Here is a 15213-nt window from a genome sequence, read left to right as displayed (position 1 = left end):
GGCGTAGCGCAGATACCAGCGGACCGCCAGCACGATCACCTCAGGGGGAACCGGAAGCCGGTGAACTCCGATGCCGGGACCGGCGGACGGGACGTCGACGCATTACTCGATCATGCCTGGTCAGACGTCGAGACGACGGACCTCAGCAACGCAACAGACCCGTGGGAAACCTGGTTCACCGCTGTCCGCACCGCCCTGACCCGCGAGGCCGTCACAACGCGAACCCACGGCCGGACGAACAACACCACCCGCCTCGTACACACCCAATGCCACCGCCGCCACCCAGACGGCGCAGCAAAGGGAACGGACACCTGAGCAGAGCCCCGCCGCCCTCGTGGGCTGCTTGAGCCGGATGCCGCGACGAGTGGCACGTCCGGTTCTGAGACGAAACTGGAGGTGACCGGGCATGGCGGGAAGACGCCGGCCAAGCCTGGACTGGGAACGGTCCGCAATCGATGGCCGCTCTCCGCAACCTTGTTATGGGGCTGTTCCGCATCAAGGGAATACATAAGATAAAGGAGGCTACCGAGAGAATCGCTGGCGACCGTGATCGAGCCCTCCCACTCCTGGCTACGTAACGTGTCAATCTATGACAGATTGTTATCTTGACGAAGCCCTGGCCCGTCCCCTCACATGTCATAGGGCACCAACGTAGGGCAAAGCGCTACACCTTCCGCCAGGGCCGACGGTGCCAGATCTCGACAGCTTGGCATTTCCGGATCTTCATCCGACCGCCCTACGTGTCTAGCGGGAACGGGACAGGTGACGCGGGTTGTTGCTCCGGCACCGCGGGATGCGCAGGATCAGGTTCCGGATGGTGCGTGGCCGGTGAAGGGCCACGGATACCTGGGGCAGACGGTTCGGCGTCCCGTGCGTCGACGGGGTCGACGCGGATGGTCGGTGGTGGCTGTGACGGAACCGCGGCGGCCTCGGCGGGGTGGATGCCGAGTTCGTCGAGTCGTTCCCACAGCGAGGTAAGGGCGGCCTCCGGGTACCGGTAGTAGGCCGATCCCCGGACTCGCCAGAATTTCCATTTCATCCGCTCGAGTACCCGCTGGCGGCGAAGGTCTGCGTCCCATTGTTGTGGGCCGTGGAACTGCTCACCGTCGCATTCGACGGCCAGCCGGTCGTGTTCACCTTCTACAACGAGATCGATGCGGAAGTGACCGACCGGGTACTGGGGGCGTACCCGGTAGCCTCGGCGCAGCAGGTCCCGCAGGACGCGCCTTTCGAAATCGCTCTCGCATTGTTCCTCGAGGGTGGCGGCCTGCGTCCGGGGGTCGTTGACACCGTAGGCATAGGTAAGAAGCTGGCCGCGCACGTCGTCGACGTGCAGCACGCCCGGATCCACGCTGTGGAAGATCCAGAGCTGGTTGCGGGCGCGGCTGGCCGCCACGTTGATCCGCTGCTGGTCGGCCTTTTTCGTGGCGGCGGACCGGTTGTCGTCGGCGACGACGGAGATGAAGATGACGTCCCGCTCGTCGCCCTGGAAGTTGTACGGGTCGCCCACCCGGATCCGCCGTTCCTCGTATTCGTCGCTCCCGAGCGCGGCGAGCAGATTCTGTTCGATCAGGCGGCCCTGCGCGCTCCCGAGCAGAGTGACGACACCGAAGGTCATTGTGTCGTACGCCGGATTGTTATGGCAGTCGAGAATCTGTTGGACCACCGCGAGCGCCTCGGGCTCGTTGACATCCCCGTACTGTCCGCGGGTGCGGACCCCGTCGTGAACGCGGACGGGGCGGACCGGGGGGCCGATCCCGAGGTCGGTGTCCTCCCGCAGGGGAAGGATTCTGCCTGCGTAGAAACGGTTCGAGAACTCGATGATGTCCGGCACGCAGCGGAAGTGTTCGCGTAGCAGCACCACGTCGGGAAACACCCTGGTGGCGGTGTCGTAGAGGCTGGCCTCGACATCGAGGAGGGAGCGCTGCTCGAGGTCGGGGAGATGCGTTTCAATCAGCTGGAACACCCGGGACCGGTCGACGCCGACCGCCGCCGGGCTGATCTGCTTGTCGTCCCCGACGACGACAACCTTGCGACCCAGCGCCAGCACCCCGAGGGAGAGCACGTCGCACTGGCTGGATTCGTCCACGATGACGACGTCGAAGAGATCCGTTCTGCGTGGGTCGAAACTTTGCAGCACACGATGGATCGGCATGATCCAGACGGGGACGGTGCCCATCGCGTCGGGCATCTGCTCGCGCGCGTCCGCCTCCCACCTGCGGGCGAACTTGCCGGTTCCCTTGCCGATCCTCGCCAACGCCTGCAGCCATCCCATCAGCGCGCGACGCTGGTCCTCGCGCAGGTTGGTCTTCATGCCAAGCCGGGCGGACCGGACGGCGACGTCGAGGACGAGCCGGCGGACACCGGCCGTCGTCTCGGCGACCTGGCGCTGGAGTACGGCAACGTCACCGCGTCCGAGCAGGGCGTCCAGCCAGGTCTGGGCCTGGCGCCACCGCCACAGTTCGGGAAGGTCCGACGCCGAGCCGCACACGGCCGCGTTCCCGCCGCTGTCGATGATCTTCACGGTCCACTGGGGAGCGGCAGCGGCGAGCCGTTCGGCGAGTGCGTCACGGCGGTCCAGAGCCGGTCGCAGGTCGGTAAGGCGTCCGATCTCGTCGCACGCCGCCGTCCACGCGGGGAAGTCACGCCGGTCGAGGATGTCGCGCAGCATCCCCCACAAGGGCCCCGGATTCGGCTGCTTACCGCCGCTGCCGAGGTATGTACGCCAGTTGTCGAACCACGCCGTGAGTTGGCGTTCCCTCCCGCGTTTCGCGGCCGCCTCCAGGATCGCGCCCGCGGCGGTCAGCCGCGCGCCCGTCGGCCGGGCGGGCATGCCGGGCAGGACGGCGCGAAGCCGGCCCAGAAGCACCGGTCCGTCGGTGGCCTCCCAGGCAATCGCGTCGCGCAACCGGGCGACGTTGCTCTCCAGGCTCGGTACGAACGCAGGCGAGTCGGGCGACAGCGGCGGCCCACCGACCAGGCCGACCAGGTCGTGGTAACGGCGTCCGGCGGCGGCGACAGTCGTCCGCTCACGGATCTTCGCCCGGACCGTCTCGGCGTCGCCGGCCGTGCGCAGTTCGAGGCCGTCGAGCCGGGTACCGGCGTGAAAGGCGCGCAGATCCCTGCCCCCCACCCGAGGGACGCCCTTGCCGGCGGCGAATCTGTCGGCAAGCTCATCGAGCATCGCTTCCTGGACGCGGGGATCGCCTTCCGCGACGACGACCGTCCTGCCGAAGGTCGCCCGGCGCAACTCCACGATCAGCCGGGTATCAGCGGCGAGCTGGTCGGCCTGCTCCGCCCAGAAACCCGCGAATGCCTCCGACTGCGCGACCTGCGCGCGTACGGTTGCCAGCCATGGCTCCTCGGCTGCGCAGACACGGGCCGCCGCCGCATGGACCTCACGGACGAGACCGGCAAGAGCATCTTCACCCAACGTGTCCATGGCGGTGAAGGAGGCGCCCTGGGCCTCCAGATCGGCAAGCTCGTCGCGTAGCCCGTCGAGTAGCCGATATTGCTCAGTGAGCTGGCCGGCTGACGGCAGACTCTGCCGTGCCGGCAGATCGTGGCGGGCCGCGGTCACGTCCGCCGTGGTGATGGCGGCGAGCCGGATCAGCTCGTCGAGTTCGGCCACCGACAGCGGGGGGCGCTGGTGCTCGGCGAGCCGGTCCGGTATGCGGTCCCGGTCGGTTTCGTGGCTGGCGAGCCAGTCGGCCACCCGCGCGGCCTTTGCCGGCCCGTCGGCGAGGGGAAACTCCGCGGCCTCGCCCGCGAGCAGGTCGACCAGCCGCAGTTCCAGCCGACGTTGCTCGGCGCGAGCGGCGTCGAGGTTCTTGACGAGCGCCGCGACCGTCGCGCGCTCGGTCCGCTCGTCGATACTCGACACCGCATCCATGATCATTTGTGCGGAGGCGCGGAGCTCACCGAGGGCCGCGGAGGTGGAGCCGAGCACCGCGATCGACAGGTCGCGCAGCTCGGGTGGGATCTTGTCTCGAAGGACGGCAAGGGCCTGCTCGTTGTGCGCCGTGACCAGCACACGCCGACCGTGGGCGACGAGATGACTCACAAGATTCGCGATCGTGTGGCTCTTGCCTGTGCCCGGCGGGCCCTGCACCGTCACCCCGCGGGCCCGTTCCAGCTGGATGGCGATGCGTTCCTGCTCGTCGTTGGTCGGCAGCGGCATCAGCAGCCGCTGCCCGAGCAGACCGGCGCCGTCATCGGGTGTCGCGGTTGCGGTCGGGTCACCGGCCGAGACCCGGCTGTCGCCGTCGTTACCCACGACTGCGGCAAGCGCTTCCGGCAACATGTCACGCTCGGTGAGAACCTGCCGCAGTTCCGCGTAAAACCGCTGGTAGAGCGCGGGACGAGGCCGGACGAACACCACCCAGGTGTCCACCAGCACAGGCGCAGCCGCCGGCGGCGGGACGTGATCGTCGAACGGGCTCCGCGGGCCGGACAGAACCCGGGCGTCGAGGCCCAGAGGGGCGACGACCTGCTGATACACCTCGGTCAGCCCGTCCTCGCTCCACGGGTCCGGCGGGCTCGCGCGGACGGCATCGCGCAACGTGGTCAGCTCGTCGAGCGCGGCGATCCCCAACCCGTGCAACGGGTCGGTCTCGATGCCGGGATACCCGTCCGGTACCACGCTCAGGTCTCCGCTGTCGGGATCCATCTCAATCGTCAGGCGGGTGATGAGCAGAGGATGATCAATCGGTTGCCCGTCGGGAGCCCAGGACAAAATGCCATGCCCCCATACCAGTTCATGCGTGGCATTGTCCCGCGCAAGCCGAAGCCGCAGGTCGTACAGCCTTTGATAGAGCAGCCGGGCGGAGCGCGCGGGACGGGCCGTATTCGCCCACGGCTCCCACTGCCCGGCGATCCAGGTGGAAAGCTCGGCCCGCAGGTGCTGCGGATCCTCGCCGTCACGCGCGCAGGTCTCCTCGAAATCCGCTGGCAGCGCCGGCGGGTCGGGCAGGTCGACCGTGGCATCCACCAGGTGGTTCGCCAGACGAGCCGGTAACGCCGGCGGTGGCGGCTCCGCCACCTTTCTCACCCGCAGCCAAGCCGACCGGAGCGCGCTCGTACCCAGGACCACCGCCGTATGCGTCGGAATATCATGCGGTCGGATCAGCGGCGAGTCGTATTCCGCCAGCCGCCGTTTCGGTTTCGCGGACAACTCCAGCGCGAGCGCGGCCAAGTAATCCAAAAGGTGCAGCGACCGCGCCTTCACCTTTTCGTCGTGCCCGACCACCGTGTCTCCCCACGCGCGTTCACCCGTCACGGACAGGACGTTTCTACCGGACAGGTCCGACAACGTCCGATACGCCCGGCCCACGAAGAGCGGGCCCGCGCCGCACGGATCGCCCGAGCAGGTCGTCGCCGACCACGCGTATGGAGCAGACTACGGCCGGTCTCGTCCGGGGAGGAACCGAATCGGCCCGGCCGACCGGAACCGGCCGTGACGTGAGCGGGCTGCCGCCCACCGCGTCTCCTTGGCGCCGCTGTGTCCCGGCTATGGCCGCATCATCGAGCACACCGGTTCTTCTCCCGCGCCGTCCGCTCCCCCGAGCGGGGCCGCTTACTTGTCAGCCTGGTCAGACTGTCTGTGTTTTCATCGTCACACTCTGAGCAACGACGCCGTCGAGCCAGGCCCGGGGCTGAAGCCGGGCTGAATGTCGCTTGGCGTCCACAGAGGTATCTGTACCGGCGTGGTGGAGCCACGTTCGACCAACAGAGCGCGGCCGGATGGCCAACCGCCCCTGGTTGAACGGGGCAGTCTGACGTCGAAGATCTCACCGTCCACATACGACGACGGGTTGAGCAGAAGACCGTGCTTGTCGCGCCTGAGTGTGGCGAGCCAGCCCCGGTAGCGCTGGACCGCCAGATCCTCGGTGGTGCCGGCAGCGATCACCAGGTTGCCGTCGTCGCGGGCACCACGGATTATCCGTTCGAGAGCATCGGCGGCGAGGCCGTCGGCGAGCAGTTCGGCGTCGTCAATGACAACTGCCACCGGGCCGGATACGTCGACGATCGCGTCGTCGAGTTCCATGCCGAGCTCCGTGTCACGAAGGACCCGCACCACCCCAGGCAGGCCGGCGAGGCCGGACCGCTGGATGCAGCCGTGGTCACCACGCGCGGGTACCCACGGCCAGGACAGGCACGGCTGCGGGTTCAATAGGGTGCGTGACGGTGGTCGGATGGACAGCGCTGGGAATCGTCCTGTCGGTGTGCGCGGTAGCGCTCTACGACCTTGTACAGCGCCAGCACTCAATCCTGCGAACCTTCCCGGTCGTCGGGCACCTGCGCTTCCTGCTGGAGGACGTCGGCCCGGAGTTGCGCCAGTACATCGTGACCAGCAACGACGAGGAGCGGCCGTTCAGCCGCGACCAGCGCCGCTGGGTGTACGCCACGGCAAAGCAGGTCAACGCCAGCTTCGGCTTCGGCACGGACAACGACCTGGAACAGTCGGCGAACTATCTCATCATCAAACCAGCGGTTTTCCCGCTGCCGGCACCCGCGCCCGACGACGACCGGCTGGAATGCCGCAAGGTGCTCGGCGCGGCGCGCGGCCGGACGCGCGCGTTCCGGCCGCCGTCGGTCGTGAACGTGTCGGGCATGAGCTTCGGTGCGCTGAGCGCATCGGCGATCGTCGCCCTCAACGAGGGGTCCGCCACCTCCGGATGTCTGCACAACACCGGCGAAGGAGGAGTGTCCGAACACCATCTGCACGGCGGTGACCTGGTCTTCCAGATCGGCACGGGTTACTTCGGCTGTCGTGCCCCCGATGGCCGGTTCAGTCTCGAGCGCCTCGTGGAACTCGTCGAACGGCATCCGATCCGCGCACTGGAGATCAAACTCAGCCAGGGAGCGAAACCCGGTATCGGCGGTGTCCTGCCCGCGGCGAAGGTCACTCCCGAGATCGCCCGTATCCGGGGGGTACGGGCCGGGGAGACCTGCATCAGTCCTTCCACCCATTCGGCGTTCAGTGACGTGGACAGCATGCTCGACACCGTCGAGGAGATCGCCGCGGCGACCGGGTTACCGGTCGGGATCAAATCGGCCGTGGGCGAGCTGGGCTTCTGGGAGGAACTGGCCGACCAGATGGTGGTCACCGGCCGTGGGGTCGACTTCGTCACCATCGACGGGGGCGAGGGCGGCACCGGCGCGGCACCGCTCGCCTTCAGCGACCATGTCGCGCTCCCGTTCAAACTCGGCTTCAGCCGGGTCCACGGAATCTTCACCGACGCCGGGCTCGACGAGCGGATCGTCTTCGTCGGCTCGGCCAAACTCGGCTTCCCCGAAAGCGCGCTGCTGGCCATGGCCATGGGCTGTGATCTGATCAATGTCGGTCGGGAGGCGATGCTGGCCCTGGGCTGCATCCAGGCGCAGCGCTGCCACACCGGCCGCTGCCCCACCGGGGTGGCCACCCAGTCCCGCTGGCTGGCGCGCGGGCTCGACCCCCACGACAAGGCGGCCCGGGTCGCCAACTACGTCAGTGGACTGCGGCACGAACTGCTGCGGCTCGCGCACGCCTGCGCGGTCAGCCATCCGGCCCTGGTCACTCTCGGCTCCTTCGAGATCCTCGACGGGCACTTCGGTTCCCGGCCCGCCAGCGAGGTCTTCAGCACCCCCGGAGCCGGCAACGCGGAAAAGCGAAGCGGCTGATGCGCCGATCACATAACCTGTTCGCCGCGGGACACAGCGCACCACAGCCGGGCGGGGAATCGTAGAGACGTTTGGTCGGCACCGGCGTGGTCCCACCTCAGTCGTCCACCAGGATGGCCTGGTGCAGCTCGCGCACGGCACGGCTCGGCTCCAGCCCCAGTTCGGCGACGATGGTGTGCCGTGCGTGCTGGTAGACCTGCAGTGCGGCGGCCCGCCGGCCGCTTCGGTGCAGGGCCAGCATGAGCTGGCGGTAGAACACCTCGTGCAGCGGATACTCGGCGACCAAATTCCGCAGGAACCCTACCAGCTCACGGTGCCGACCGAGCCGGAAGTCGCATTCGACCAGCTTCTCGCAACACTCCAGCCGCAGTTCGTCGAGCCAGGCGACAAAGCCGTCGACGATCTCGCCGCCGCGCTGGTCCTCCAGTATCCGGCCGCGCCACAGGTCCAGGCCATGGGTCAACGCCGTGGAAGCCACCTCGTAGTCACCCGCCCGGAATGCCCCGCGCCCCTCATCGAGCAGACGCAGAAACTCCGGCAGATCCAGTTCGTCCGGGCCGATCCGCATGAGATAGCCCGGCGAACGGGTCACCAGATCGGCGCAGTCCCTACCATTGGCGGCGAGAAACTTGCGCAGCTGCGAGACATAGACGTGCAGTCCGGCGACGGCCCGGCGCGGTGGCGAGTAACCCCACAGCTCAGCGACGAGCTGTTCGGTCGACACCACCTCGTTCGCCCTTATGAGGAAAACCGCGAGAAGGGTCGCCACCTTCCGCGCGTTGATCGACGCCACCCGGCCGTTCTCAGTTATCCGCAACGGGCCCAGCAGCTGAAACATGGGATCAGACCTCCGCGGAGCCGCTACCGCCGCAGGCCGTGGCCAACGCGGCCACCGCGGGTACGACGGCCACGAGAACGCCCTTTCTCCGGAAGGGCCGGCCGGGGAAGGATTTTGAGGTAAGCACCGTGTTCCATTCGTGAGAGTGCGGAAGGCGGGCATGACGGAACGCGGGACCGGCTGTGCGGCGACACCGGACTCCGGGCAGGCTGACGCCATCGCCGGGCATCGTGACGGAAATCCCGTGTGTTGTTCCACGGGACGACGGAAAGAACCACCAGATCCGGGTCAGGTGACAACAATCCGCGCCCGTTCACCGTGCGGTGGAACGGACCCGGGACGCGGTGGTCCGATGGTGAAAGTGGCCGGATTATCCATCGACGCCGGAAGACCGACTCAGGGCGAGGGGAGCCGCGCCGCCGGACAGGATGCGCTCACCACCATGCCGAAGTCGACGTGGCGACGCCGGAACAGATGCGTCGCCTGCGGCTCCGGCGCAGCATCCGAATGACCGGTATCGTCCCGGTGGGAACGGGCCGTGACGCCGCACTTCATTCGCCGCGTCCTCCCCCACCAGTCCGGTGTGTTAACGTTGGCACCGTACCGGTGTGATGCTCCGTTTTGCAAGACCCGGGTGGGTCAGGAAGCTATGACACCGGATGACCGGAGCCCGGCGGCGATGACCGACATCAGCGTGTCCAGCTGGCCGGCGCGTTCCCGCGCCTGTTCCCGGACCCAGGCGACCGCGCTGACGAGGGAGATCACTTCGTCGATCCCGATGTCCGCGCGGATCTCGCCGGCCTGCTGGGCCCGGGCGAGCAGCGCCGCGGCGGCGTCGTCCACGCCCTGACAGGAGCGATGCAGCGCGGACTGCTCGTCGTGGGCCCCGCTGAGCAGCGCGGCAGCGACACCGCGGTAGGTCGCCACGTGCTCCACCAGGTCGGACAGCCAGGTGACCAGGGCAGCGCCCGGAGCGTCCGCTTCGAGCAGACGGTCCGCCTCCACGCAGAGGGCGGCGGTACGGTCGTGCACCAAGGCCTCCAGCAGCGCCTCCCGGCTGGCGAAGTGCCGGAACAACGTGCCGATGCCGACACCCGCGCGCCGGGCTACCTCGTTGAGGGAGATCTCGTCGTCCTGGCTGGTCATGGCGTCCCTGGCCACGGCGAGGATCCGCTCCCGGTTACGCCGGGCGTGGGAGCGCATCGGTCGTCCGGTGGCCTCCGCCAGGTCACTCATGCGTACCGCCACCCATGCGAAACCTCCCCTGGTTCGACCGCATCCCTGATGAGCCTATGGAGTCCGGCCGGGAGGCGGCTGCGCGCCCGGGGACGAAGAGCTCCACAGGCTGATCGCCGACCAGCAGTCCCACGTCACCAGAGCGACTGCACGACGCCACCGTCCGCCGCCGCTGGGAAGCCATCCACAAGGTCGACATCCACGGCCGGCGGGTCGTCCTCGACCTCGACGGCCCGCCTGCCGAAGCCGCCTGGGCCAAACAGCGGCCCGGCCGAGTCACCCAGGCGTTGCCCAACGGCTTCTGCGGCCTGCCCGTCCAAAAACCTGCCCACCACACAAACCAGCAGGTCACAGCCTTGATCTTCTGATCGGCTCCAGATAACCAACGAACGGTTGAACAAGGAGATCCGCCGGCTCACCGACGTGATCGATATCTTCCCTGACTGCGGCGTTACTATACGCCTCGTCGACGCCGTTCTCGCGGAACAGCACGACGAGTGGATCGAAACCCACCTCTACATCGGCCTGGAAATCCTCGCCAAAGCCAACTCGGCACAGGAATCCCACGACACGCCCGAGATCAGCGGGACACCAGAAGCCCTGACCGCATAACCTGACCGAGGATCACGCGGAATCACCCTCCGTATACTACGTCGTCGGACGTGACCGCGCGGGGCTACCGGCTGGGTTCGGGAAGTCGTTCGAGAACCACGGGCGAAACGCCGGACAGCGCGAGCTCCCCGGCCGGCATCAGCCCGGTCGGGCGAGCGGGCGCCGACTACGACACCCTGGGCGCGCATGCGTTCTCCCATCACTGGAATGTCAGTCCTGCCAATTCCGGGGCCGGCGGCTGACGCGGTCCTTACTCAACGCTGAAGCCCGATCGCGCACGCGTCCACACGCCAACGTGGTTCTAAAGCGGTTGTTAAGAGAAGGGCGGATCCGGCGCGGGCGTCATTGCCTGCCTCGCCGCCGCACCTTTAACTGTCTGCGGAGTCCTTCCCACACGCCTTTCCGCAGGATCTATGATCACATCACCATGGAGGCCACGTTGTCGACCCATCTGGCCGAAGCGCCCCTGTCCCCGGAACGCCGAAGCTGTCCGTACCGCCTGCCGGACTCCTACAAGACGATCGGTACGCGGGGACCGGTCAACCAGGTCACCCGGTGGGACGGCCGCCGGGTCTGGCTGCTCTACCGGCTGGTCGAACGCCCCCTGGTGCGCCAGTGGAGCAGCCCCCGATTGCCGCGACCCGGCCAACCATCACCAAACCGGCAGAATCCCGGCGTGGCTGTCACGGTGGCGGTGCAGTGAATCATGTCCGCATCGCCTTCGGAACCCGGTCTTCCCACCATCGACCCGGAGCTGGCCGACGTGGCCGGTGCCTTGCTCAGCCACGAAAAACACGTCTTTGCCCTCCTCCACGGCGAGGCTCAGCGCGCACTCGCAGCCGAAGTCGCTACGGCAGAACTGCCGCCGGTGCACAGCATGGACCTGTTGGCTCCGGGGGAGCCGCAGGTGCCAGTCCGTCTGTGGCGGCCCGTCGCGAAGGCCGCCCCGGTGCCGGTGCTCGTGTGGATTCACGGCGGCGGGTTCACCACGGGCGACGCGGCCGCGCTGGACCCGTTCTGCGCCGAAGTCGCGTCCCGGTTGGACATCGCGGTCGCCAACATCGAATATCGGCTCGCGCCGGCAACGCCCTACCCCGGCCCGGTGGAAGACTGCTACGCGGCGCTGCGTCACGTCTACCGATCGGCCCGGGAACTGGGCCTGGACCCCGAGCGCATAGCTATCGGCGGCGCGAGCTCGGGCGGCGCGCTCGCGGCCGGAACGGCGTTGCTGGTGCGGGACAAAGCAGAGGTTCCGCTGGTGTTCCAGCTGCTGGACGTGCCGATGCTGGATGACCGGCTGGCCACGCACTCGGCGATGACATACACGAACACTCCCGGGTTCAACCGGGCAGGCGCCGCTTCGGCGTGGGCCGCCTACCTGGGGCCGGCCCGGCGGCCTGGCGGTGACGACGTGCCGCCCTACGCCGCACCCGCTCGGGCCGAGGAGCTGCGCGGGCTGCCGCCGACGTATCTCACCACGATGGAACTGGATCCGCTGCGGGACGAAGGCATTCACTACGCTCTGCGGTTGCTGGCCGCAGGGGTGAGTGTGGAACTGCACTCCTTTCCCGGCGTTTTTCACGGTGCCGAGACCTTCGCGCCGTTCGCTGCGGTGTCCCGGCGCGCGGCGGAAGAACGGCTGCGTGCGCTGGCCCGTGCGCTGTCGGTCGAAACAGACGACCGGGTGGTGTTGGGCGCCGCCATCTCCCGGATCCCGCAGGACTCGATACCACAGTTTTCGGACGACACCGGAGGACCCGCATGACCGCTGCTCGGAAATGCCCCGCCTTGCCCCTGGAGCCGGCCGTCGACGCGCCGCGGACTGAGTCCGTCTACACCTGTCGAAAGCCGGAATCGAGGGACTTGCCAGAGCGCTGGCCGTGGACTGGGCGGCCGTACGGCCTCGGCTGAGCCGTCCTGACACCAGCGAAGGGAAAACCGATGACACGCATCTCGGCCGAGCCGGTGGAGAGCACACTAGCCGAGTTGCTTGCCGACAGAGGCGCGCTAAGCCGCCTGCCGCTGGCGGAACCGGACCCGCTTCCCGGCACCGAGGCACTGGACATGCAAAACCTGGAAGCACACGATCCGGTGTCGGGACTGCGGGTGCCGGTCCGCCGCTATGCGCCCCGCAACCGGACGTCCGCGTTGCCGGCGGTGCTCTACATCCATGGCGGCGGCTGGGTGATCGGCAGCATTGACATGGTGCATTTCCTGGTCGCGCCGCTGGCCGTCAAGCTGAACGCGATCGTGATTTCGGTGGGTTACCGGCTTGCGCCCGAGCATCCGTTCCCCGCCGCGTTCGACGACTGCCTCGCCGTCCTGCGCTGGATGGCCGCCGAATCGGCCGAACTCGGCATTGATCCCGCTCGGATCGCGCTGAGCGGAGTAAGCGCGGGCGGGACGCTGGCCACCGGGGTGGCTCTCGCGGCACGTGACCACGGCGGCCCCGCGATCCGCCTGCTGCACATGGTCACACCTTCGCTGGACGATCAGGCCGACACCGCATCGATGCGCAGGCAGTGGGAGCCGGAGTACCTCAGTTCACGGCTGGCACGGGAATGCTGGGACGCCTATCTGCGTGATGTCGCGGGCAACGTGCCGGCGGTCGCCGCTCCGGCCCGGGCGGATGACCTCGCAGGCCTGCCGCCCACCTTCATCGCGGTCGCTGAGCTCGACGCGGTCCGCGATGAAGCCCTGCAGTTCGCTTTCCGCCTGATCCAGGCCGGCGTTCCGGTTGAGCTGCATCACTTTCCAGGCGTCACGCACGGCCTTGCCGGCGACGTTGGGCCGGGACTACGTCAGCGGATCACCGAAACAGTACCGGCCGCCCTCAGGGAAGCACTCTTCCAAACCTGATCCGCACAAGAGGACACCATGACCGCCGCACTGTCCGAAAAACCGCGCACGCTGCCGGGCCGGTCGTTCGTTTCAGCCGGCCGCGTCGGCGGTCGCCGGGGCCTTACTCCGGCTGGGACCGAACCAAACCCCCAGTGACACCAGGATGCCGATGACCGCCGGCGCGGTGAGCCAGGTGAAGACCCGGGCGAAGTGGTCCACCTCGCTGCCGGCGCCCTGGGTGAACGGCAGCAGGAACACGGCGATGCCGATCAGGCCGCCGACGGTGATGGCCACCTGCACGATCCCGGCGGTGACACCGGTGTCCTGCGGGTCGGCGCTGGAGAGGATGACGACGTTGAACGGGACGATGGCCAGGCCGACGCCGAGGCCGATGATGATAATCTGTGGCAGCACGGCGGAGGCGTAGCCGGCACCGTCGTCCACCCGGCTGAGCCAGGCCACGCCGACCGCGACCACCGCGAGCCCCGCCACACCCCGGGCTTTGAGGCTGATCGAGCTGGCCCACTTGGTGATTATCGAGGCGCTGAGCAGGATCGAGATGGCGAAGGGCAGCAGCGCGAGGCCGGTTCGCACCGGGCTCAGATCGAGCACGGCATGCAGGTACTGGGCCAGGAAGAACAGGAAACTGCCCAGCACCGCGGCCAGCAGCGTGAGGTTGAGAAAGCCGCCGAGCCGGTCCCGGTGGGCGAAGATCCGGCCCGGCAGCAGCGGCTCGGGGGAGCGGGAGTCCACCACCGGCAGGAGCGCGAACAGCACGACGGCGGCCACCAGCGGGGCGATCGTCCCCGCATCCTGCCAGCCCGTGTCGGCCGCGTGGACCAGGCCGTACACACCGGCGGTCAGTGCCCCGGTCGCCAGGGCCGCGCTGGGGATGCCCAGCGAACGCTGGCTGCGGACAGCGTCTCGGGTTCCGAGTACGCGTAGGGCGACGACAAAGATCAACGCGGCTATCGGGACGTTCACCAGGATGCTCCATCGCCAGTTGCCGGCCGAGGTCAGCAGCCCGCCGAACACCATGCCGGAGGCCGAGCCGAGCGCGGTGACGGTGGAGTAGAGGCCGAACGCCCGCTGTCTGCGCTCCCCCTCGGACAGGACGGTCAGCAGCGCCAGCGCGCTGGGGCCGGCCAGCGCCGCCCCGGCTCCTTGCAGCACCCGGCCGACGAGCAGCACCGCGACGTCCTGCGCGAGACCGGCGACCAGCGAGGCGACGGCCACCAGGCCGATGCCGAAGAGGAACACCCGGCGGTAGCCGAACACGTCGCCGAGCCGTCCGGTGACGAGGAGCAGCGCGCCGAAGGCAAGATAGAACCCGTTGAGGATCCAGGCGCCGGTGGTGATGCTGGCGTCGAAGCGGGCCTGGATCTGCGGCAGCGCCACGTTCACGATCGTGCCGTCCAGTTGCAGCAGGTACTCGGCACCGACGATCGCGGCGAGCACGAGCCCCCACGCCCTGGGCGGACCGCCGCCCGTCGTGGTCGTGCTGGAACCGGTTTCGGTGCTCACGATGCCTCCTGGAGCAGACGGGGATTATTTTGAGGATGGCTCACCTTAGGAGTTCGGCCCCGATAATATGAGCTATCCTCGACTTGTCAAGGTGGAGGTCTCCGATGAAGGAACAGCCCGCTGTCGCCGGCAGGGCACGCCGGGCGGACGCCCGGCGCAACCACGACGCGATCCTGCGGACGGCGCGCGAGGCCTTCTAGGCCAGGGGCTCCGCGGCGCCCCTGGAAGAGATCGCCGCCCGGGCGGGTCGCCATCGGCACCCTGTACAGGCATTTCCCCACCCGGGAGTCGTTGATCGAGGCCGCGACCAGGGACGGTCTCGCCGCTCTGATCACGTTCGCCGACGAAGCAGCCGTGACCGACAAGCCACTGTCCGCCCTGCGGGACCGGACGGGGCGCAGGCGGTGCGGTACTGCAGCACGTTCCGTGGGCTGATGGGGCTCCTGACGCGCGGCCGGCACGGCAAGGGCACCCTGTCCGGCTCGTGCACCGACATGTAC

10 protein-coding genes and 3 pseudogenes are annotated in these 15213 nt (G+C 68.3%); 7 read left to right on the top strand and 6 right to left on the bottom strand.

The features are described 5' to 3' along the window. Positions 1-89, bottom strand: a pseudogene (locus tag CV1CTNOD_RS26485) (IS6 family transposase); the annotation flags it as partial. On the opposite strand from CV1CTNOD_RS26485, the gene CV1CTNOD_RS10335 reads away from it, so the two are divergent. Next, a complete protein-coding gene (locus tag CV1CTNOD_RS10335) occupies positions 61-315 on the top strand; it encodes a hypothetical protein (protein WP_131785898.1) in 255 nt (84 codons plus the stop codon). The pseudogene CV1CTNOD_RS26485 and the gene CV1CTNOD_RS10335 overlap by 29 nt on opposite strands. 421 nt (positions 316-736) lie before the next feature. Here the strand turns inward: CV1CTNOD_RS10335 and CV1CTNOD_RS10330 are convergent, their stop codons facing one another. Both CV1CTNOD_RS10330 and CV1CTNOD_RS10325 read right to left on the bottom strand, forming a co-directional pair. Continuing rightward, positions 737-5278, bottom strand: coding sequence for an AAA domain-containing protein (locus tag CV1CTNOD_RS10330; protein WP_242606569.1), 4542 nt, complete (start codon positions 5276-5278; stop codon positions 737-739). Between the two features lie 336 nt (positions 5279-5614). Beyond that, the gene (locus tag CV1CTNOD_RS10325; RefSeq protein WP_131785897.1) at positions 5615-6046 is read right to left on the bottom strand and encodes a hypothetical protein; all 432 of its coding nucleotides are present in this window, start codon (positions 6044-6046) and stop codon (positions 5615-5617) included. 134 nt (positions 6047-6180) lie between these two features. Between CV1CTNOD_RS10325 and CV1CTNOD_RS10320 the strand changes: the two genes are divergently transcribed. Beyond that, on the top strand, positions 6181-7662 hold the full coding sequence (locus tag CV1CTNOD_RS10320) for a glutamate synthase-related protein (protein ID WP_131785896.1): 1482 nt from the start codon (positions 6181-6183) through the stop codon (positions 7660-7662). Positions 7663-7759: 97 nt separating this feature from the next. On the opposite strand, the gene CV1CTNOD_RS10315 is transcribed toward CV1CTNOD_RS10320, so the two are convergent. Further along, complete coding sequence (locus tag CV1CTNOD_RS10315) at positions 7760-8500, bottom strand: AfsR/SARP family transcriptional regulator (protein WP_131785895.1); 741 nt, start codon at positions 8498-8500, stop codon at positions 7760-7762. Between the two features lie 639 nt (positions 8501-9139). Continuing rightward, positions 9140-9736, bottom strand: a complete 597-nt coding sequence (locus CV1CTNOD_RS10310; RefSeq protein WP_165034919.1) for a TetR/AcrR family transcriptional regulator — start codon at positions 9734-9736, stop codon at positions 9140-9142. Between the two features lie 143 nt (positions 9737-9879). On the opposite strand from CV1CTNOD_RS10310, the pseudogene CV1CTNOD_RS27750 reads away from it, so the two are divergent. From CV1CTNOD_RS27750 to CV1CTNOD_RS10285, 5 genes and pseudogenes are all read left to right on the top strand, one after another. After that, positions 9880-10101, top strand: a pseudogene (locus CV1CTNOD_RS27750) (tyrosine-type recombinase/integrase); the annotation flags it as partial. 22 nt (positions 10102-10123) lie between these two features. Continuing rightward, a pseudogene (locus CV1CTNOD_RS10300) lies at positions 10124-10348 on the top strand (transposase); the annotation flags it as partial. Positions 10349-10775: 427 nt separating this feature from the next. After that, positions 10776-11051 carry a hypothetical protein gene (locus tag CV1CTNOD_RS10295; RefSeq protein WP_207386318.1) on the top strand — a complete coding sequence of 92 codons (276 nt, stop codon included), beginning with the start codon at positions 10776-10778 and terminating at the stop codon, positions 11049-11051. Positions 11052-11054: 3 nt separating this feature from the next. Beyond that, positions 11055-12113 carry an alpha/beta hydrolase gene (locus CV1CTNOD_RS10290; RefSeq protein ID WP_131785893.1) on the top strand — a complete coding sequence of 353 codons (1059 nt, stop codon included), beginning with the start codon at positions 11055-11057 and terminating at the stop codon, positions 12111-12113. A 176-nt stretch (positions 12114-12289) separates the two neighbouring features. Then, a complete protein-coding gene (locus CV1CTNOD_RS10285; protein WP_131785892.1) occupies positions 12290-13207 on the top strand; it encodes an alpha/beta hydrolase in 918 nt (305 codons plus the stop codon). Positions 13208-13279: 72 nt separating this feature from the next. Here CV1CTNOD_RS10285 and CV1CTNOD_RS10280 read toward each other — a convergent pair whose 3' ends face one another. Next, positions 13280-14713: an MFS transporter gene (locus tag CV1CTNOD_RS10280; protein ID WP_131770031.1), complete on the bottom strand. Its 1434-nt coding sequence runs from the start codon at positions 14711-14713 to the stop codon at positions 13280-13282. Positions 14714-15213 lie beyond the last annotated feature (500 nt).

This window comes from Protofrankia symbiont of Coriaria ruscifolia (genome assembly GCF_900634745.1).
GTDB classification, from domain to species: domain Bacteria; phylum Actinomycetota; class Actinomycetes; order Frankiales; family Frankiaceae; genus Protofrankia; species Protofrankia californiensis.
This window is presented reverse-complemented; position numbering and strand designations above follow the sequence as displayed.

What these genes read in the sequence shown, in the direction of transcription:
- CV1CTNOD_RS10310 (WP_165034919.1), bottom strand. Translation starts at nt 9,736, where the DNA reads ATGAGTGACCTGGCGGAGGCCACCGGACGACCGATGCGCTCCCACGCC.
- CV1CTNOD_RS10290 (WP_131785893.1), top strand. Translation starts at nt 11,055, where the DNA reads ATGTCCGCATCGCCTTCGGAACCCGGTCTTCCCACCATCGACCCGGAG.
- CV1CTNOD_RS10325 (WP_131785897.1), bottom strand. Translation starts at nt 6,046, where the DNA reads ATGGAACTCGACGACGCGATCGTCGACGTATCCGGCCCGGTGGCAGTT.
- CV1CTNOD_RS10285 (WP_131785892.1), top strand. Translation starts at nt 12,290, where the DNA reads ATGACACGCATCTCGGCCGAGCCGGTGGAGAGCACACTAGCCGAGTTG.
- CV1CTNOD_RS10315 (WP_131785895.1), bottom strand. Translation starts at nt 8,500, where the DNA reads ATGTTTCAGCTGCTGGGCCCGTTGCGGATAACTGAGAACGGCCGGGTG.
- CV1CTNOD_RS10295 (WP_207386318.1), top strand. Translation starts at nt 10,776, where the DNA reads ATGGAGGCCACGTTGTCGACCCATCTGGCCGAAGCGCCCCTGTCCCCG.